The organism is Neobacillus cucumis (assembly GCF_002860255.1).
GTDB lineage: Bacteria > Bacillota > Bacilli > Bacillales > Cytobacillaceae > Neobacillus > Neobacillus cucumis_A.
The window spans coordinates 12,662-33,288 of record NZ_PGVE01000002.1; the positions used below are offsets into that span (position 1 = coordinate 12,662).

15 protein-coding genes, 10 tRNA genes and 1 rRNA gene are annotated in these 20,627 nt (G+C 38.2%); 1 reads left to right on the forward strand and 25 read right to left on the reverse strand.

Annotated features, from left to right (window positions below):
- Positions 1-17: 17 nt before the first annotated feature.
- The 13 genes from CVD27_RS00055 to sigW all read right to left on the reverse strand — a co-directional run bounded on the left by CVD27_RS00055 (position 18) and on the right by sigW (position 17,686).
- On the reverse strand, positions 18-2,114 hold the full coding sequence (locus tag CVD27_RS00055) for an amylo-alpha-1,6-glucosidase (protein ID WP_101645887.1): 2,097 nt from the start codon (positions 2,112-2,114) through the stop codon (positions 18-20).
- A 24-nt stretch (positions 2,115-2,138) separates the two neighbouring features.
- Positions 2,139-2,963, reverse strand: a complete 825-nt coding sequence (locus tag CVD27_RS00060) for a carbohydrate ABC transporter permease (RefSeq protein ID WP_101645888.1) — start codon at positions 2,961-2,963, stop codon at positions 2,139-2,141.
- Positions 2,964-2,968: 5 nt separating this feature from the next.
- A complete protein-coding gene (locus CVD27_RS00065) occupies positions 2,969-3,904 on the reverse strand; it encodes a carbohydrate ABC transporter permease (protein WP_101645900.1) in 936 nt (311 codons plus the stop codon).
- Between the two features lie 107 nt (positions 3,905-4,011).
- Entirely contained in the window at positions 4,012-5,235 is a 1,224-nt protein-coding gene (locus CVD27_RS00070; protein ID WP_101645889.1) for an ABC transporter substrate-binding protein, read from the reverse strand.
- Between the two features lie 183 nt (positions 5,236-5,418).
- Positions 5,419-6,945 carry a response regulator transcription factor gene (locus CVD27_RS00075; protein WP_101645890.1) on the reverse strand — a complete coding sequence of 509 codons (1,527 nt, stop codon included), beginning with the start codon at positions 6,943-6,945 and terminating at the stop codon, positions 5,419-5,421.
- Positions 6,946-6,961: 16 nt separating this feature from the next.
- Complete coding sequence (locus CVD27_RS00080) at positions 6,962-8,722, reverse strand: sensor histidine kinase (RefSeq protein WP_257984207.1); 1,761 nt, start codon at positions 8,720-8,722, stop codon at positions 6,962-6,964.
- Positions 8,723-8,946: 224 nt separating this feature from the next.
- Entirely contained in the window at positions 8,947-10,404 is a 1,458-nt protein-coding gene (locus tag CVD27_RS00085) for a PTS mannitol transporter subunit IICB (RefSeq protein WP_257984208.1), read from the reverse strand.
- Positions 10,405-10,589: 185 nt separating this feature from the next.
- A complete protein-coding gene (glmS, locus tag CVD27_RS00090) occupies positions 10,590-12,392 on the reverse strand; it encodes a glutamine--fructose-6-phosphate transaminase (isomerizing) (protein WP_101645892.1) in 1,803 nt (600 codons plus the stop codon).
- Between the two features lie 491 nt (positions 12,393-12,883).
- Positions 12,884-14,233 (reverse strand): phosphoglucosamine mutase, encoded by a 1,350-nt coding sequence (gene glmM / locus CVD27_RS00095; RefSeq protein ID WP_101645893.1) that lies wholly within the window; start codon positions 14,231-14,233, stop codon positions 12,884-12,886.
- A 38-nt stretch (positions 14,234-14,271) separates the two neighbouring features.
- Positions 14,272-15,531, reverse strand: coding sequence for a CdaR family protein (locus CVD27_RS00100; protein ID WP_101645894.1), 1,260 nt, complete (start codon positions 15,529-15,531; stop codon positions 14,272-14,274).
- Positions 15,524-16,351 (reverse strand): diadenylate cyclase CdaA, encoded by an 828-nt coding sequence (gene cdaA, locus CVD27_RS00105; RefSeq protein WP_101645895.1) that lies wholly within the window; start codon positions 16,349-16,351, stop codon positions 15,524-15,526. Before cdaA ends, CVD27_RS00100 begins: the two co-directional genes overlap by 8 nt.
- Positions 16,352-16,482: 131 nt before the next feature.
- Positions 16,483-17,106: an anti-sigma factor family protein gene (locus tag CVD27_RS00110; protein WP_101645896.1), complete on the reverse strand. Its 624-nt coding sequence runs from the start codon at positions 17,104-17,106 to the stop codon at positions 16,483-16,485.
- A gap of 16 nt (positions 17,107-17,122) precedes the next feature.
- Entirely contained in the window at positions 17,123-17,686 is a 564-nt protein-coding gene (gene sigW, locus CVD27_RS00115) for an RNA polymerase sigma factor SigW (protein WP_101645897.1), read from the reverse strand.
- A 187-nt stretch (positions 17,687-17,873) separates the two neighbouring features.
- Between sigW and CVD27_RS00120 the strand changes: the two genes are divergently transcribed.
- Positions 17,874-18,035: an aspartyl-phosphate phosphatase Spo0E family protein gene (locus CVD27_RS00120; protein WP_101645898.1), complete on the forward strand. Its 162-nt coding sequence runs from the start codon at positions 17,874-17,876 to the stop codon at positions 18,033-18,035.
- Between the two features lie 41 nt (positions 18,036-18,076).
- On the opposite strand, the gene rocF is transcribed toward CVD27_RS00120, so the two are convergent.
- From rocF to rrf, 12 genes are all read right to left on the reverse strand, one after another.
- Positions 18,077-18,976 (reverse strand): arginase, encoded by a 900-nt coding sequence (gene rocF, locus CVD27_RS00125; protein ID WP_101645899.1) that lies wholly within the window; start codon positions 18,974-18,976, stop codon positions 18,077-18,079.
- Positions 18,977-19,512: 536 nt separating this feature from the next.
- Positions 19,513-19,588, reverse strand: a tRNA-Ala gene (locus tag CVD27_RS00130).
- A 6-nt stretch (positions 19,589-19,594) separates the two neighbouring features.
- Positions 19,595-19,669: transfer RNA gene (locus CVD27_RS00135), tRNA-Gly, on the reverse strand.
- A 34-nt stretch (positions 19,670-19,703) separates the two neighbouring features.
- Positions 19,704-19,776: transfer RNA gene (locus CVD27_RS00140), tRNA-Lys, on the reverse strand.
- 3 nt (positions 19,777-19,779) lie between these two features.
- Positions 19,780-19,854 (reverse strand) — tRNA-Gln (locus tag CVD27_RS00145).
- A 45-nt stretch (positions 19,855-19,899) separates the two neighbouring features.
- A tRNA-Tyr gene (locus CVD27_RS00150) sits at positions 19,900-19,984 on the reverse strand.
- Between the two features lie 17 nt (positions 19,985-20,001).
- Positions 20,002-20,077: transfer RNA gene (locus tag CVD27_RS00155), tRNA-Thr, on the reverse strand.
- A gap of 37 nt (positions 20,078-20,114) precedes the next feature.
- Positions 20,115-20,190: transfer RNA gene (locus CVD27_RS00160), tRNA-Val, on the reverse strand.
- Positions 20,191-20,229: 39 nt separating this feature from the next.
- Positions 20,230-20,304: transfer RNA gene (locus CVD27_RS00165), tRNA-Glu, on the reverse strand.
- A gap of 21 nt (positions 20,305-20,325) precedes the next feature.
- Positions 20,326-20,398, reverse strand: a tRNA-Thr gene (locus CVD27_RS00170).
- Positions 20,399-20,420: 22 nt separating this feature from the next.
- Positions 20,421-20,495: transfer RNA gene (locus CVD27_RS00175), tRNA-Asn, on the reverse strand.
- A 14-nt stretch (positions 20,496-20,509) separates the two neighbouring features.
- Positions 20,510-20,626 (reverse strand): 5S ribosomal RNA (gene rrf, locus CVD27_RS00180).
- Between the last annotated feature and the right edge of the window lies 1 nt (position 20,627).

Here is a 20,627-nt window from a genome sequence, read left to right on the forward strand (position 1 = left end):
TTCTTAAATTGATTATTTTACCTAAGAACTGCTGGGTTCCCTGCTAAACAAATCACGGCATAGCCAGTTGTATTTTCAATAATGTCAACGTTAAGATCGTTTTCATTTCTGCGTACAATTTTTACTGATATAGCGCCAGAACCAATGCGAAGACCCTCAGCAGTGAGTTCATTTATCTCTTTCGGCAGGACAGGATTAATCGTAATTTTCTTTTTCAAGGCATCCGGGGTAATCCCAAGCATAGCTTGTAATAAGACACACACTGTCCCCGCTGCCCATGCCTGTGGTGAACAAGTTGATGGATATGGCACGGCATAGCCAATATTGGAACCATAGCCGCAAAATAACTCCGGTAACCGTTGATATTCAAAAGACTTTGAGGCTTCTAATAAACTTGAAATGATGGTGCCGGATTCCTCTTTATAGCCTAATCGGCTTAAACCGAGCAGAATCATGGCATTGTCATGAGGCCATACACTTCCATTATGGTAACTCATAGGATAATACCCAGCAGCATTTGTACTCATGGTCCGAATTCCATACCCACTGAACAAATCGTCAGCAAGCAGTCTTTTCGCAATTTGATTCTGCCGCTCGGCATTTGGAAGTTCTGAGAATAAGAGATGACCAGGGTTTGATGTAACGGATTTTACCAGCTGCTGGCTTCTGTCTAAAGCAATCCCATAATATTGCTCATTCTCCATCCAAAAAGAATTTTCAAAAGCTGCCTTTAATGTTTCAGCCTCTGTTTCTAATTGAGCCGCCTTTTTTTCATCGCCTAATAGATGGAATATTGGTGCCAACCCCTTTTTAGCTTGGTAAACATAGCCCTGAACCTCTGCCAAGGCAATCGGGGAGACCCCATATTCTCCTGATTCATGTACAACAGAGTTACTGGAATCCTTCCATCCTTGGTTAGGGAATCCCTTCTCAGCCTCTTGATGATAAGTTAAAAAGTCAGAACCCCGCTGCTTGATTGCGTCATCAATCCATGCCAGTGCCTTCAATATATTCGGCCTCAGTTCCTCCACTAGTGATAGATCCCCGGTCCAACGGTAATATTCTGCCATTAACACTAAAAACAATGGAGTAGAATCGACTGTCCCATAATAAGGAGAGAATGGTGACTGATTCGTAGTGACAAGTTCACCAAATCTAATTTCATGCATAATCTTCCCTGGCTGCTCATCACGCCAAGTATCTGCCTTTAACCCCTGATAGGCTGCCAATGTCCTCAATGTTCCCTTAACCTTTCCAGGATTTAATGGCAGCATAAATAAGGAGGTAATCAAGCTGTCCCTTCCAAATGGCACGGCAAACCATGGAAGCCCTGCCACAGGAGTTTCTCCATAACCAACATCCACCATTAACATCCGCAAATCCTGACTGCCGCGCTGGTACAATTCATTAAATACAGGAGAATCCGTTACTGCCTTCGTTGTTTCCTGATACCATTTTTCATAGGAATTTTCCAATTGTCGATAGGCTTGATCAAAAGATAAAACTGTTCCTTTTTGCCCATCTATACTAGGAACAATATAAAAATAAACACTCTTCATTTCCTGCGGTTCCAACGCAATGGATAATTGGATGTTACCTTTACTATCTATTTTTGCTTCTTTCGAATCCCAGATAATCGCGGTTTCTCGTATAACATGATCCGCCCCTTGATATTGAATGGAGACAAAGTTTTCACCGGCTTTTCTGCCAACAATGGCTCCTACCTCACCCGTACGATATTTACGGACAATAAACATGTCTTGGAAGTCTGAATCAAAAGCGGCTGAGAAGTCAAAACTGGCCCTAGAAGGAAAAAAGTTTGTAAAGGAAATTTTCTCATAGAGAACCCCATCATAAATGATTCGATCGCGGAGGATTTCAATGGCTCCCTTATCCTTCTCTTCTTTAATCAATCTAAAAGAAGCAACATAGCTTTTACTAGCTGTCGAGGAGAGCCTAGATGGCTTTTCACCATCGATGAAGATTTCCATTCGATTTAAAAAACGAGTGTCCTTTGTATATAAGCCATGGCCATTCTCATCATTCGCTGTGATATCGCCATTTTGGTCGGTTAGAATAAACAAATCGCCCTCTTTAATTACTTGATAGTCCATGCATTTCCACCCTTTTCAAGAAAATTATCCTTTAATGCCAGAATTAGAGATTCCTTCAATATATTGTTTTTGGAAGATAAAGAAAAAGATTAAGATTGGCAGGGTTGTCAATACCACACCAGCCATGATTAATGGTGTGTTTTCAAAAACAGCATCCTTCACACTGTTTAATCCCACCACCAGCACATATTTTTCCGGAACATTGGCTAATGTACTTGGAATCAAATAACTATTCCAGGTACCAGCAAAAGAAAGGATGGACATGGTAATCAGCGGTGACTTGGCTAATGGATAGACGATTTTCCAGAACGCTTCCATTTTCGTTAGTCCATCAATTCTTGCTGCCTCAATTAGTTCATTTGGAATACTCTTGAAAAATTGTCTTAGCATAAAAATATACAAACTTTGATATAAAAAGGGAACGGTTAAAGCTAGCATCGTATTTAACCAGCCTATTTTAGCCATGTTCACATACACAGGAATCAAGATCATGTGATAGGGAATCATCATGGTGGCGATAACAATCCATTCAATGATTTTTTTTCCTTTAAAATTCAATTTAGCCAGTGCAAAACCAGCCATCGGATTAACTATCAGGTTACCAATAATCACAATCCCAGTCATGATGATCGTATTCCACAGCCACTTTGGTACACTATAGGCTTCATTTGTAAAATAAGTTTTATAATTTTCCAATGTCATTTGGCCAATTCCAACAATACTATTTACGTTTCCCATCTTTAGAAATGAGGTGTAAATGGTATAAATGAATGGAAGCATGAAAAAGATTCCTAGTATGATAATGATAGTATGAATCCCTAAGTTAAAAAGTCTCTTCCTTGTTGCCATTGCGATCACTCCTTCTCATCCAGGAATTTCTTCTGCAAGAATGTAACAAACATAATGATAAAGAAGAATAAAATTACCGCTGCAGACCCGTACCCAATATTCATATAGCGGATTCCGTGCTGGTAAAAATAAGTTACCACCGTGCTCGTTGCACCTGCAGGAGAACCAAGCGCCCCGTATCTTGAAATAGCTGCAATTTGATCATAAATCTGAAATCCTAAGATAGTCGAAACAGATACAACAAAAAATGTAATTGGTTTTAAAGATGGAACAGTAATATAACGGAATTGATTCCATTTAGATGCCCCGTCTATTTCACTGGCTTCATATAATTCACGCGAGATTTCTTGAAGTGCCGATAGATAAACAATCATACTAAAACCTGCCTGCTGAAAAATAAACAGAATACATACAAATAACAGTGCATAATGAGGATCTGCAAACCAGGTTGTATTACCAAACCCGAACAGACCAAAAAATTTAGTCACAAATGTACCTTGTTTAAATAGCATCATAAATACAGTTGTGACAGCGATTTGCGATGTAATGTAAGGAATAAAAAAGATAGTCCTGAAAAGTCCCTTTGCTTTGATCTTTTGATTGACCAGCATGGCCATTATAAGTCCAAGTATCGTTTGAACAGGAACAGCAATTATGACAATTTTTAATGAATTCCACACCGCTTTGTAGAATTCTGGGTCATGCAAAATTTTCGTATAATTGCCAAGACCTATGAATTTTGCCTGGTCTAATGCTGTAAAATTCACATCTTGAAAACTTCTAATAAATGATTCTAAAAAGGGGTAAAAGAACCACCATCCCCATAGAATTAAAAACGGCATCGTAAATACCCATCCGATAAATTGATCAGAATCAGCTGCTGTACGCAGCCATGACGTTTTGATTGTTTGTTTATGTTTCGTGTGGATATTCAGCTTCATTTCAGCCGTATTCTGTCGATCTATCATTTTAATCCTCCTCTAATCATGTAAGGTGTTGAGGTGATAAAAAGTATTCCCGAATCATAGGAGACTCGGGAACCATTCCATTAAAATTGCTTTTGAATATCATCAAGGATTTCCTTAGCAGATTTCTTCTTTCCGCCTAAGATCGTATCCTCTAGCTGTTTTACCAATTCGTCGGTGAATTTCTTTGTTTCTTTCGGATAGGCAAAATCTGTTGCCGAGGCTTGAGACTGCTCGATTGCTTTAAATTCAGGGTTCTCTTTATAATACTGATCGGAAAGACTTTGAATGGATGGATTAACACCCAGCTTCATAAATGCTTTTTGGACACTTTCATTCGTTAGGTAATAGGCAGCCTGTAAGGCTTCTTTTTTATGTTTGGTGTCTTTTAACAGTACATAGGCATCAGAAATCATTGTACTAGCCTCTGCCGCTCCTTTTGGAACCGGTACAACCGCATATTTAAGGTCTGGATTGGCATCCTTTAAGTATCCTTTATACCAGTTACCGCCTGTTGTCATTGCTGCTTTGCCGTTTGCGAAAACTTCTCCATCCCAGCCATAACCAAGAGTTTTAGGTGTTACTGCTAAACCTTCTTTATACAAGTCAAGAATTTCTTGTAATCCCTTGATGTTCTCTTCAGAGTTGATTGTTTTTCCATTTCCCCAGTCACCGCCATAACTTTTAATCACGTTGGTAATGTGGAAAGGTTGAATATTCAGACCGATTCCATAAACATCTTTGGTAGTTAATTTCTTTGCTGCCGCTTCCACTTCGCCCCAAGTCTTTGGATAGTCACCTAATCCAGCCTTATTCCACATATCCGTATTGATAAAGAACATGGCTGGCATTTGATTAAAAGGTAGACCATACTGCTTGTCATTGAACTTCCAAATATTCACTCCATTTGAGTTGTAACGATTCATATCAATCTTTGCTGATGTGATCATATCGTCATCTATTGAGGTGAATAACCCTTTGTTTACATACTCATAGGCACCTTCATTCGAGATTTTAATAAAATCAGGGGCAACTCCAGCTGCAATTTCCCCTGGAAGGTTATTCCAAAATTGCTCACTGCTTGGATATTGTTTAACCTTTAGTGTAATATTCGGGTATTCATTTGAAATTTCCTTAGCAGCGCCTTGATAAATTTTTAAATCCTCTGCAGCTCCCCAAAAACCAAATGTAATGGTTATTTTTTCATTAGAGTTACCGCTTCCATTTGTGTTATTGCTTGTACCACAGCCGACTAAAGCTATAATTAAGGTAAGGACCATAACTAACAGGCCTGTAATCCTTTTCATTTTCTCTCCTCCTTAATGAATGCGTTTTATTTAACTTGTAACGTAATGATAACGTTTACGAAGGCAAAAAAAAATTAATCATATAATGATTAATTTAATAATAAAACACTTTTTCATTAACTTGTATATACATGTTATAGATTATTTAATATTTTTGACTTTTCTTTAATAAAATCTCACTCACTACTCTTTTCGATAATCTTTTGGAGAAACACCGACATATTTATTAAAAACAATGGCAAAATGAACTTGGCTTTTGAACCCAACTAATTCAGCAATTTCATAGATTTTATATTTGTAATCTTTTAAAAGTTTCTTAGCCCTTTCGATTCGAAGTTCATTTAAATAATCAAAAAGACCTTTTTGGACTTCTTTTTTAAAAAGCCGGCTTATATAATTGGGACTAACATTAAGTTCCTCGCTTAAACTATTTAAGGAAATTGGCTGCTGATAATTCTTATCAAGATACAGTAAAATGTTTTTAATAATTGGACTGTATCCTTGAGTTTTTAGTTTGGAACGAACGGAAAACTTTTGTTGAATAAGCTCATGATAATAACTTGAAAGTTCTTCAAATGTTTCAATCTCTTCTAATCGACCACTGCTTCCTAAATAATCCTCTGTCTCCTCAATGATAAATAATAGGCCTTCATAAATTTTTCTAACTTCACTTTCTCCTAACGTTTTTTTTGATAATAAATACTTTTCTAAGTTTGTTAGAATTTCAGTAAAATTTTCATAGTTCTCTTCCAGCAGTTCTTTCTTCAATTTGATAATAAAGGTATCTACCTGTTCTAAAACATTGTCTGTGTCTGATTCTTGATAGAAAAAGATAGAATCTTCTGGTTGATAAAAGGATTGGTTCAATGCCTTTCCAGCCTGATTAAATGCCTTTGGAATGCCGGCGGGCCGGTTGATTTTTTCGCTAATTCCATAGGTGGTCTCAATATTTAAAAATCGGGTTAAGGAATGCTGGATGAACTGCACCTTTTCAAAAACAGAAGTAAACGACAGTTGATTACTTCTAATAACACTAAAACTGAAGAAAACACAAAAAAGATTGTTCTCTATTTGCAAAAATTCAGCTTCCTTTTCTTTAGAAAATAATTCATTCAGGAGGTTTAAGACTGTTTTTTGTAAAAATCCAGGATGATCATCTGGATACCTTTGGACAACTTTTTGATAATTTTTAACCTTAAATATTACAGTATAAAGATTATTTTCTTTTAAGTTGGTCTGCTTAAGCTCCTCTGTGTTCCCCAGTAGCAATTGACGAAGGATGGTTTCTTTGGTTACAGCTCCATCCGTCCCTTTAATTTCCTTTTCATCTTGTTCAAACTCGATTTCCTGTTTTATTTTTAGCAGGACCTGGACAATTTCCTGCTCATTCATACTCGGTTTATGAAAATAATCTTCAGCTCCTAATTTCATCGCTTGTTTAACTGTCTGCAAATCGTCAAAGCTGCTTAAAATAATAACCTTTGATGGAAGCTTTCGATCCTTCATTTCTTTTAGAACCTGGATTCCATCCTTTTTTGGCATTTTTATATCTAGAAACACGATATCAGGATTTGTCTCTGCCATTAGAGTAAGGGCCTCTTCGCCATCCGCAGCCTCACCGGCAAGCTCCATTCCGTACTCGCTCCAATTAATGGAGGACTTAATTCCAATCCGGACTAATGGTTCATCATCAACGATAAGAACTTTCATTAAATCACCTTTTTCTTCACTTTATAATTGGAACTTCGATTTTTGCAATCGTACCGCTTGATTCTTGGGCGGTAATTGATAATCCATATCTCTCACCAAAGTGTAATTGAATTCTTTTTCTAATATTTTTAATTCCAATCGAATTTAACTTATCTACACCCTCTGCCTTCTCTTTCTCAGTTTCTGATATACCTCTTCCATTATCAGAAACCAGCATGACTAGATGATCTGATTCTTCATAGATTCGAATAAGGACCTTTCCTTTATGTTCAATGTTATCAAATGCATGAAAAATGCTATTCTCCACTAATGGCTGAAGCAGAAACTTTAAAGTCTTGTATTCTCTCACTTGAGGGTCAACTTCAAAGGAAACCTCAAATTTATTAAAATATCGAAAATCCAATATTTTTGTATAATTCATAGTAAATTCCACTTCTTCATTAATGGTAACAAGCTCGTTCTCTGTTTTGGCGGTAAAACGGATAACTGCCGAGAAAGCACTTAAAGCTTCTTCAATGCCGCTTGCCCCTTGAATTTTTGCCATCCACTTGATGACATTTATCGTATTATACATGAAATGCGGTCTGATTTGGGATTGAAGTGCGAGGATCTCTAATTTCCTTTTTTCTTCCTCTTCTTTATATATTCTTTGAATCAGCTCTCTAAGTTCTGTTAACATCCGGTCAATTGTTTTGCCTATTTTACCTATTTCCCCCTCATGGATACCAATCGTAACATCCAGGTTTCCTTGAGAAACTTGTTTCATTTTTTCCTCAAGAATAGATAGTGGTTTTGTTATCGTTGTAGCAATATAATAAGACAAAAAAATTGATAATAGTAAAAATGCCAGCATCATAATAATAATGATTTTAATTACGAAGGAAAGATTTTGAAACAATTCGTGTTTAGGAATAATGGTGACAGCCTGCCAATTTGATATTTTGGAAGAAGCTGAAATTAAATAGGATTCCTGATTTTCTTTTGTTTCCTTCTTTTGGCCAGTAATATACGTAAAATCCTTTCCTATAACAGATTCTGCATTTTTTCCTAATTCCTCATACTTTTGGCTATAAATTATTTTTTTTTGATCATCAACTAGATAAAATTTTGTATTCTCCGTAAATTGGATATCACTCCATAATTCCTTTAATTGATTAACATCGATATTCATTAATATTAATCCTAATTGTTCCTTTGAATATGGATTAATAATGGCACGGCCAATGGAAACAACAGGGTCGCTTTTTGGGGAAAAGAGCCTATCTGGATGAATCCCAACAGCTACATATAATCCATTTTTTTGAAGGATTTCTTTTATATAGGTCTCATTAGAAAAATTGTTTTCAAAATAAGAATGATTCATATATTCTAAGTTGCTGCGTCCTACAACCATATGATTTTTACTCTGATAGATCAGTACGGAATCAATCAGAGTACTATAAAGGAAAAAATTGTTCCGAATTTTACTGTTCACTATATCAAAATCATTTTGTCTTTCATAAAGAGGATACGCCAATCCGGAATAATCTTTCTCCATGATTTGATAGATTTGTGGGTCTAATACAGGATACATCGATAAAGAAAGCAATGGCTGAAGCGCGGTATCGATATTTTTGGTTATTTGTTGATTATTTTTTACGGCTGCATCCAATAGCATATCCCTGTTAGAATGGATGAATAACCAAGACAATCCGCCGCCAATAGCTAGAAAAGAAGCCATTATAATAGCAGTAAATGCGATAATCAATTTTGATCTTAAATGTAAGTTAATAACCATTTTTTTAAACGATTTCATTTTTCTCTTCTTTTCTATCGAGAATTTTATTACTTTCAAATAGTAATAATCTTAAAAACTTCCATTCCAATTATATCATTTAACATAACGCTTCCAAGTTTCCAGTTTTTTATACATAAGAAAAGCTAATTAAAATTTAGTCTATCTCATTGTTGACATGAATAAACTAAAAGGGCCTATCACTATATGTGAAGGCCCCTTATTACTTATTTTTTCAAGCTATTTACTAACTCATCATACTTTGGACTGTTTAAAAAGTTTTCAACTGAGATATGCTTTGCATTAGGTAATTTTGCCTTTGCACGATCTGTTAAATCCTTATGAGTAATAACCACATCAGCATCTGCCGGTAAATTATTAATAGCCGAGTTAGTTACAGTGATACCTAAATCTGCTTTTTGAACTTTATTTCTTAATATTGAGGCACCCATAGCACTAGAACCCATTCCTGCATCACAAGCGAAAACAATTTTATTTACATTTTCAGTTTTAATTTCATCATGTGTTGTTAAGGCAGAAGTGACGGAACTTTTCTTACCTTTCATGGCTTCCATTTTCGCAGCTGCCGATGATAAATCCTCCTCGGCTGCAACCTTACTTGTTCTTAGTATCAATGAAGCTACTGCAAAAGAGACCGCTGTTGCGACAATTACACCTGCTAGAGTAGCAAAATATCCACCCTTTGGTGTCATCGCTAGTAAAGCAAAGATGCTTCCTGGTGATGGAGCTGCAACAAGTCCAGCATGAAGAATGTTAAATGTGAATACACCGCTGACCCCGCCAGCCATCGCTGCAAAAATTAACATAGGCTTCATTAGGATGTATGGGAAGTAAATTTCGTGAATACCACCTAAGAAGTGAATAATGACAGCACCTGGTGCCGTTTGTTTTGCTGTTCCCTTACCAAATAACCAGAATGCAAGTAAGATCCCTAAACCAGGACCAGGGTTTGTTTCTAGTAAGAATAAAATGGATTTTCCTGCTTTTGTTGCCTGCTCTATGCCCAATGGACTTAAAATACCATGGTTAATGGCATTATTTAAAAATAATACTTTTGCAGGTTCAATAAAGACGTTAGCAAGTGGAAGCATATTATGATCTACGATAAACTGTACGCCTGACGCTAAGCCTTTGCTTAGTGCTTCAACGACTGGGCCAACACCTTTATAAGCTAATAATGTTAAAGCGCCTCCAAGAATACCTGCAGAAAAATTATTGACTAACATTTCAAATCCAGACTTTACTTTTCCCTCAATCAATTTGTCAAACTTCTTAATGACAAATCCGCCAAAAGGTCCCATAATCATTGCGCCCAAGAACATTGGAATGTCAGTTCCGACAATAACCCCCATGGTTGCTGTTGCACCAACCACTCCACCGCGAATGTCATACACCATTCGGCCACCGGTAAAACCTATTAATAATGGCAATAAGAAGGTAATCATTGGACCGACTAAGGTAGCGAGATCTTTATTAGGAATCCATCCGGTTGGTATAAATAAGGCTGTTATTAATCCCCATGCAATAAATGCACCAATATTCGGCATGACCATGCCGCTTAAATAACTGCCAAACTTTTGTATCTTAACTTTAACGTCTGATGTTTCTTTAACCGATTGGCTTTTCACTTCTACATCTGACTTTACTTTAGCGATTTCACTCATCAGGTTTCCCCCCGTGTAATATTTTCTTTCTAACTCAATATTAAAACGCTTTCATAAAAGCATCAATTTATACTAAATATCATTTTGTCATTCCGATTGTTGACATGATTGACATTTCCAGAAAAAACAAAAAAGGCTGGAGACGAATCAAATCTTGATTCATCTCCAACCTTTTAAAATTCCTTTTACTCAACCGTTACGGACTTAGCAAGATTACGTGGTTTGTCAACATCACAATCACGGTGTAAGGCTGCGTAATAAGCAATTAATTGTAGTGGTATAACAGAGATAAGTGGTGTTAATAATTCATGTACTTCTGGAATGACAAAACTATCTTCATCCATATTTAAACCGTTCATAGAAATAATACATGGATTTGCTCCGCGGGCAACAACTTCCTTTACATTTCCGCGAATGCTTAAGTTGACGCTCTCCTGAGTAGCTAGAGCAATAACAGGCGTACCTTCTTCAATAAGGGCAATCGTACCATGCTTTAACTCACCGCCGGCAAACCCTTCTGCCTGGATATAAGAAATCTCCTTAAGCTTCAAGGCGCCTTCAAGTCCTACATAGTAGTCGACCCCGCGGCCGATAAAGAAAGCATTACGTGTAACCGATAAAAACTCCCTTGAGATATGTTCAATGATCTCTTTAGAGTCACAAAGGACTTCCATCGCGTTTGCAATGATACCAAGCTCATGAATCAAGTCAAATTCAACCGGAATACCTTGGCTCTTGGCAGTTACATCCGCTAAAATAGCTAGAACAGCCAACTGTGCTGTGTAAGCTTTTGAAGAGGCAACAGCAATCTCAGGACCTGCATGCAGTAAAAGTGTATAATCTGCTTCACGTGAAAGAGTCGAGCCTGGTACATTCGTAATGGTTAATGTACGATAACCCATCTCTTTTACTTTTACAAGTACGGCACGGCTATCAGCAGTTTCTCCACTTTGTGAAATGAAGATAAACAATGGTTTCTTTGTTAATAAAGGCATATTGTAAACAAATTCACTAGCAATATGAACCTCAACTGGTATTTTTGCAATGCTTTCAATGAATTGTTTTCCAACAAGACCAGCGTGGTAAGAAGTTCCCGCTGCAATGATGTACACACGGTCAGATTCACTAACTGCATTGATAATTTCAGAATCGATCGTCAATTCCCCTTGTTCATTCTGGTACGTTTGAATAATCTTACGCATAACAAGCGGCTGTTCATCGATTTCCTTTAACATATAGTGAGGATACGTTCCCTTTTCAATATCACTAGCATCAAGTTCAGCTGTATATGGTTCACGGTTAATCGTTTCGCCTTTAAGATTCTGTATGGTCACGCCATTTTTAGTAACAAGAACAATTTCCTTATCCACTAACTCAAGATATTGATTTGTCACTTGAAGCATCGCCATCGCATCACTGGCAACAACATTAAAACCATCACCCAGGCCAACTAAAAGCGGGCTTTTGTTTTTAGCAACGTAGATTATTTCATCGTTCTGTTCATCTAAAAGAGCAATCGCATAGGATCCGTGCAAAAGTGTTAGTGTCTTTTTGAAAGCATCAATCACTTCTAGACCCTCATTGACAAATAACTCAATTAACTGAACAACCACTTCGGTGTCGGTTTCACTTCTGAAAGAAACATCTGTTAAATACTCACGCTTCAAAAGATCATAGTTCTCGATTACACCATTGTGCACAAGTGTAAAACGGCCTGATCCACTTTGATGTGGGTGAGAGTTTACTTTACTTGGAACACCATGTGTAGCCCATCGAGTATGACCAATACCGATATTTCCTGTTACATCTAGATCTACAATTTCCCGTAGATCCGCAATGCGGCCCTTTTCTTTAAAAACATGAATGCCATTTTCATTTTTCACAGCAATACCTGCAGAATCATAGCCTCTATACTCAAGCTTTTCTAATCCTTTTAAGAGAATTTCCTTCGAATCGTTATTCCCAATATATCCAACAATTCCACACATTTTTTCTTTTCCTCCCTAGAATCAGGGGGCAAGAATGCTTCGGAGGCAGAACTTGCCCCCTTATCTCTGTTTTTGATTAAGGTATCTGTCTATACCCTTCTAAACATTACAGTTAGTATGCGCATTTTCTTCTCTTTGTGCACAAAGTTGCCTCTGTGTTTTAAAGAAGAAATTTTCGGTTGTGCACTTGCAACCGGGAGGTATCCGCCGAACATTCGATACTCCTCCTCCTCGTCAACTAATCAACCTCTTTGATTAGTTCAGGCGCTTTTAATTTCCTTATCTACCTCTACCCTCCTTTTAAAGATTCGCTTTTAGAAACAAAGCACATTAATCTTACATGATAAGTCAGTCGTCCGTCAACTAAAAACATGATCCTTAAAAGATTATTCAAAAACTTCCCATAATAAAATATGCATAAGGGATCCATTTAGTTCCCTTATGCATAAAAGACAGGCATATGGTCCGGTAACAGACACCATACCTAAATATTATTCCTTTAATTCCATTTCCTCTTTCACTACGTTAACAATTCTGTTAACAAAGGATTCACATAGTTCCTCTGTCGCAGCCTCTGCCATAACACGTACAAGAGGTTCCGTTCCACTTGGGCGAACAAGGATTCTACCGTTTCCGGCCATCTCAGCCTCGACTTGCTCGATTACTTCCTTGACCTTTGCATTGTCAGTAACGTGGTTTTTATCAGTTACTCGGACATTGACAAGCTTTTGAGGATACTTTTTCATTTCTCCGGCTAATTCTGATAAAGGCTTGCCGGTTACCTTCATAATATTTGCCAATTGTAATCCAGATAACAAACCGTCACCTGTTGTATTGTAGTCTAAGAAAATGATGTGTCCTGATTGTTCACCGCCAAGGTTAAAACCATTCTTCTTCATTTCTTCTACAACATAACGATCGCCTACAGCTGTTGGCACGCTATGAATTCCATGTGTTTCAAGGGCTTTATAAAAACCAAGATTACTCATGACTGTTGAAACAATCGTCCCATGTTTTAAGCGGCCTTGCTCCTTCATGTACTTACCGCAAATGTACATGATTTGGTCCCCATCCACAATATTTCCCTTTTCGTCGATAGCAATTAAACGATCGCCATCTCCATCAAAAGAAAGACCAACGTCAGCTCCTTTTTCCTTAACAAGAGCTGCAAGTGCTTCAGGATGTGTGGATCCCACACCAGCATTAATATTTAATCCATTTGGAGAAGCCCCCATAGTCGATAAGTCAGCGTCAAGGTCAGCAAATAAATGGCTGGCTAATGCGGAGGTTGCCCCATGCGCACAATCCAAGGCAATATGGATGCCTGAGAAGTCTTCATCCACTGTATTTTTCAAATATTGAAGGTACTTCTGACCGCCTTCGAAATAATCCATTACCTGGCCAAGTTCTGCACCTGTTGGACGTGGCAGCTGGTCTTCAGGTAAATCAATATAGTTCTCAATTTCTAGTTCCTGTTCGTCTGACAGCTTAAAGCCATCTGGACCGAAGAATTTAATTCCATTATCTGCCACTGGATTATGCGATGCAGATATCATTACACCTGCTTGAGCTCCTAACGCTTTGGTTAAGTATGCTACCCCTGGAGTTGAAATGACACCTAGACGCATGACCTCTGCCCCTATGGATAGTAAACCGGCAACGAGTGCTCCTTCTAACATATGACCGGATACACGAGTATCACGTCCAATAAGTACTTTAGGGCGATCCTTGTCCTTAGTTAAAACATAACCCCCAAAGCGGCCCAATTTAAAGGCCATCTCCGGTGTTAATTCGCTATTTGCAACTCCACGTACCCCATCGGTACCGAAATATTTACCCATTTTAGAAAATCTCTCCTTCAATATGTGTATTGCTTGAATTAGGCGTTATTAGTAATCGTGATTTTTGCTGCTGATTTGTCTGGCGTCCACTGTACATCTGTTGGACCTGTCACCTGAATTTTGACATCATGGTCTCCTTCAGCCAGGCTGGATAAGTCAATAAAAGCCTTAAAATCATCAGGTCCCAGCCCCGTTAATACTTCACTAGGACCATTAACAAGTAATTCAACGGTTTGATTTGTCGGGTCATTTATTTCTGCTTTATAGTTATCCGCCAAACCTTGAATTTGCAGGGGAATTCCTGAGATCGTTTTTTGTTCAATGGATGCCGTCTTTTGTTCCGTCTTTTGTTCCTCTTTTTTTACCACTACAGTTGCTTTCACAAGCTGAGGGGTCACCTTTGTTATTCCATTTGATATAATTACCGGTAATGTTAAGGTAGTATTTTCTGTGATTTTGCTTAAGTCCACTTCCACTCTAACACTTTCTGCGCTTTTTAGTACATCTTCGCTTCCAGTGATTTTCGCTTCCGTTTCATCTAATTCGATGGATTCAATCGTTACCCCGTCAGGAGGCGTGCCTTTTTTTACAATATTGATTGGTACTGTTTTGCTGTTTGTCTTAATTGGAATGGTTACATTGACGGTTTCAGGTTGAATCATTACATTCAGCTTATTTAGTTTTTTATCCAGAACTTGAATTTGGGCTTCTTTTGTCATCGTTCCTTTTAGTTTACCATTAGCCTCAAATGTAGCCTTTACATAAGTAATCCGGTCGATATCACTTTTTGCGCCAGTAATCTTTACTTTATTAGGTTCTACTACAGGCTGTCCTGCAGAGTAACCATCTGCTATTTGACCTGAATTAAATTCAGCCTCAACCCTAAATTCCTTTGAGATCTTTTCTTGGACAGTAACGTTCACACTTGCCGGCTTCAGCGTTGCCTTTAATTTATCAGATAAGTTTCTTATCTTTAGCTTTACCTTTTGCTTTCCAATTTTTGCATTTGTTAAATCGACATATACCTCAAAGTTCTTTAATGCCTTTGCCGACTGAACATGTGTAATGGGACCTTTAATGGTCATATCTACTGTGTCTGGTATCCCTGAAACCACCAAATTCTCAGTATCATAATAAACCTTTACAGGAATATCATTTAGGACTGCAGTTGTTTGTTCACCAGGAACATTCACATCCGTTAGCTTATTACCCGTATGAGGTACAGAAGAATATAATAATACAGCCAATAATAAGGCTAATATTTTTATAAACCAAGGATTATCAAACAGTTTATCCATTTTGTTTTCCCCTCCAGTTCCAACGAGCTGAAGAAGCTTGTTTTGCTTTAGTATGAATCACCATTTGACTCGTAAGTATTTCTTTAAGATCATCTAATTTCAGATCTCGATGAAGTTCTCCATTCTTTGTCAGTGAAATTCCCCCTGTCTCTTCGGAAACAATGACTGTCAAGCTATCGGTAACCTCACTTATTCCTAAGGCCGCACGATGCCTTGTTCCCAGTTCTTTTGAGATAAATGGGCTTTCAGATAGGGGGAGATAACAAGCTGCTGCTGCCACACTATTTTTTTGAATGATCACTGCGCCATCGTGAAGCGGTGTATTGGGAATAAAAATATTAATGAGCAATTCTGATGAGATATTAGAATTTAATCCTATCCCTGTTTCTATGTAATCACTCATACCTGTTTCTCTTTCAATTGAAATTAAGGCTCCTATTCGGCGCTTTGCCATATAATCAGTCGCCTTAATAATGGCTTCGACTGTTTTTTCCTGGTTATCATCGTCCTGGGTACTGCTTCGTGAAAAAAACCTCCCTCTACCTAATTGCTCAAGGGCTCTCCTTAGCTCAGGCTGAAAGATAATGATAACCGCAAGAAATCCCCAATTTATGGCCTGTTGCATCATCCAGCTTAATGTAATTAAGCCGAGCCACTCACTGACCACCCTGACAAGAAGAATAACAAGGATCCCTTTTAAAAGTTGAACGGCCTTTGTGCCTCTTATCACATTGATCAGTTTGTAAATGACGTACCATACGAGGGCAATATCAACAATACTAGCTAGATACTTCCAAACATTGAGATCCGCAAACTGCATTGTTTGTTCCTCCGTAACTTTCTAAAAACATATAATTCATACAACCAATATATTATATCATAAATTCACCATACAACTTATTATATGTAGGTTATTAAAAAAACAAATCACCCGCTATGGAGTGATTTGTTTTATTTAGTTTCAGTCTGACCGAAGATATCAACTACATCTCGAGCTGTTCTCTTCATATGATACCAAATCCAGTCAAAAACTGCATTTACCTCTTCAATTTGTCCTGTTACGTGACCAGCAGAGGCTAAATATTTTTCGCCGTTAATTACAGTCACATCGCCTTGGACTTCCCCTTCTATCCGCACATTACCATTGTGGACAACTACATCACCTTTGACCGTTTCACCTTTAGGAACAATGACTGTATGGTTTTTAACCATTAGATTTTTTTGGTTTGAAACGGAGAATTCACGATCCTGGCTCCAACTAGAAAACAAGCTTCCCACCATTAATATGATAAAAACAGATGCTGCCGTAAGCATAGGATGGTTAGTAAACCACCGCTGCATCCAAACCTTCTTCTTTTCTTTCGGCAGACGTGCCAGCACATTTGCTGTGAAATTAGGCGGTGCCTGCATATGTGTAATGCCTTTAACAAATGCATCCGTTTTTTTCAGTTCATTAAAGATGGTCTCACACTCTTTACATTTCTTGAGGTGATCTCTTAGGATTAGGTTTTTTTCTGGGTCAAGTTCTTCATCTAAATATTCATGCATGAGTTCGATGATTTGTTCAGGGCACATTTATCAGTTCACCTCTTTATACGTATCGTAATTGCTGCCTTAAAGCTTCACGGCCGCGATGAATTCTAGTTTTAACCGTTCCTAGAGGAAGTTCAAGTATTTCACTTATTTCATTTAAAGACATGTCTTCCATATACTTAAGGACAATTGGGGAACGATATTTTTCAGGTAGTTTTGATATTTCCTTTTGTACTGTTTCCTGCAGCTCTAAGCTTTCTACCTCGTTCTCTGGCAGTGGGGTATCCGAAGAAATTTGTGAATACATGGTTAACCCTTCAGTTCCCGCTACCTCTGCATCTAAATAATAATCTGGTTTCTTTTTTCTTATTCGGTCAATGCATAAATTAGTGGCAATCCGAAAAAGCCATGTGGAAAACTTTAAATCCTGATTAAAGGACTTAATGTTCACATAGGCTCGAAGAAAGGCTTCCTGTGCAATATCCTCTGCTTCATGACGATTTCCAAGCATTCTGTAACATAGTTGGTAGACACTGTTTTTATAGATTTCTACGATTTCTCCAAAGGCGTCTTGATCACCTTTGATAACCTGTTTTATTCTTTTTTTCACTATTTTATCCATTAAGTTTCCTCAGCTCCAATGTCGCTATACGATATACGAACGCTAGCCAAAAAGGTTTCGTTTTTAGACGAAAAACTTCTCAATACCTATAATATTAACAAATATTTACTAATATGGGACAGAATATGTTTAAAGATTTTACCTAGGGGAAAAAAGATAATATGTATCTAGAAAGAGGTGGATGATGATGTCTGCACCATTCCATGGATTACTTAAAGAAATAGAAATTCAACGAAATGATATGGTCCGTTTAGCATCAGAAACGTCCCTGTCGAATCACATGGTAATTGAAGCTAGTAAGAGGCTTGACTCATTACTTAACAAATATCATGTATTATCTACTCAGTAAAATACCAGCAGCTGCATAACTTTTTATGCAGCTGCGTTATTTTATAGTAGTTTCTCACCGAATAATGAACCCATTAGTTCCACAGCACAAATAGCCGTTTTGTTTTTCTCATCTAGTATTGGGTTTACTTCTACAAATTCAGCAGAAGTAATAATTCCTGCCTCTTCTAACATTTCCATCGCTAGATGGCTTTCACGGTAGCTTATTCCTCCAATAACCGGAGTACCCACCCCTGGAGCATCGCTTGGGTCTAAACCGTCTAAATCAAGTGATAAATGTACACCATCTGTGTTCGCCTTTAAATATGTGATCGTTTCTTCCATCACTTTAGCCATTCCTAAGCGATCAATTTCATGCATCGTGTAAACTTTAATTCCCTTTTCCTTAATTAATTCTTTCTCTCCATCATCAAGCGATCTTGCACCAATAATGATGATGTTCTCTGGTTTTACTTTTGGATTATATCCTCCGATTTCGGTCAGTAATGGATGCCCCAATCCTATGCTTACTGCTAAGGGCATACCATGGATATTTCCAGACGGACTGGTCTCGGCAGTATTTAAATCACCATGAGCATCATACCAAATGACCCCTAAGTCCTTATAATGCTTTGAAACACCTGCTAGTGTACCAATAGCAATGCTATGATCCCCACCGAGTACAAGTGGAAAAGCACCAGATTGCACTACTTCATCTACCTTTTCGGCTAGTAACGTACTTTTTTCAGCAACCAAATCTAGGTTTCTTAGATTGGATTCCTTATCTATTACTACTTCAGGTCTGCCAACCGGAATATCTCCCCAATCATGTATTTCATCAAATAGTGGCTTAAGCCGTTCATTAATCCCCGCATAACGAATAGCGCTAGGCCCCATATCAACTCCACGTCTCATTTGTCCTAAGTCCATCGGCATTCCAATAATTGATAATTTTCTTGTCATCCCCTATTTCCCCTTTGCCTGTTGATACGACCATTTTAACCGTTTTCATATCGATGACTCAACTCGACAAAATTCTGTATATATATGCGTAATTGTTCAAATATTCTGGGGTTAAGCGATTACAGACAGTTTGATTTTGAACTGTCCAATAGTAAGGCCTCTATCGAATACTTATTAAAACTCTAAACATTCATTAAAAAATAAGGCTCTGTTATAACTAAATGTTGATTTCACTGTATTTGAAAGATAAACGGTAAAGTTCCGTTTAAATTGGCAAATACCCATATTTTCTTAAAAATAAAGGAAGTTTTTCCGTTTATATTATCCAAATCTTAGGATTTTGTCTTATTTAGAGCAGTTAATCGGAATATCTTCGCTTATATCTGCTTCTAAGCTGTTTCTATATACATTAACCGGAAATTCTCCGCCTATGAATTCTCATACCTACACGAAAATCAACAATGAATAATAGCAGAGTCAAAAATAAAAAAAGCCTTAAACCATATACATGATTTAAGGCAAAATATGTAGTGTGATGGTGGAGTCTAGGGGGATCGAACCCCTGACCTCCTGCGTGCAAAGCAGGCGCTCTCCCAGCTGAGCTAAGACCCCATTAATTGGAGCGGAAGACGGGATTCGAACCCGCGACCCCCACCTTGGCAAGGTGGTGTTCTACCACTGAACTACTTCCGCATTTTGCGGATAAAATAATTAATTAAAAAATAAATGAGCCATGAAGGACTCGAACCTTCGACCCTCTGATTAAAAGTCAGATGCTCTACCGACTGAGCTAATGGCTCTTTTGGCTGGGCTAGCTGGATTCGAACCAACGCATGTCGCAGTCAAAGTGCGATGCCTTACCGCTTGGCTATAGCCCAATGATGTAATTAATTAAAGTATGTCCAACTTTTTAAAAAATATAATGGTGGAGGGGGACGGATTCGAACCGCCGAACCCAGAGGGAGCGGATTTACAGTCCGCCGCGTTTAGCCACTTCGCTACCCCTCCATATGATAAAAAAGAAATGGTGCCGGCTAGAGGACTTGAACCCCCAACCTACTGATTACAAGTCAGTTGCTCTACCAATTGAGCTAAACCGGCATGTATTGATGATTATTTTCACTTTCGTAAAAAATCATGGTGGAGGATGACGGGATCGAACCGCCGACCCTCTGCTTGTAAGGCAGATGCTCTCCCAGCTGAGCTAATCCTCCAAATTAACGAAAGTTATTTTCGTTATCATGAAATACCTTTGGTGACCCCTACGGGATTCGAACCCGTGTTACCGCCGTGAAAGGGCGGTGTCTTAACCGCTTGACCAAGGGGCCATATATTTAAAATTAAAGGTAAGCTTCCAAGCGGGCTCGAACCGCTGACCTCTTCCTTACCATGGAAGTGCTCTACCTACTGAGCTATGGAAGCATAGCTAACTTAGACATAAAAATGGCTCCGCAGGTAGGACTCGAACCTACGACCGATCGGTTAACAGCCGATAGCTCTACCACTGAGCTACTGCGGAACGATATGAAAACAGCCTGGCAACGTCCTACTCTCACAGGGGCGCTTGCCCCAACTACCATCGGCGCTGAGAAGCTTAACTTCCGTGTTCGGTATGGGAACGGGTGTGACCTTCTCGCCATAATTACCAGAC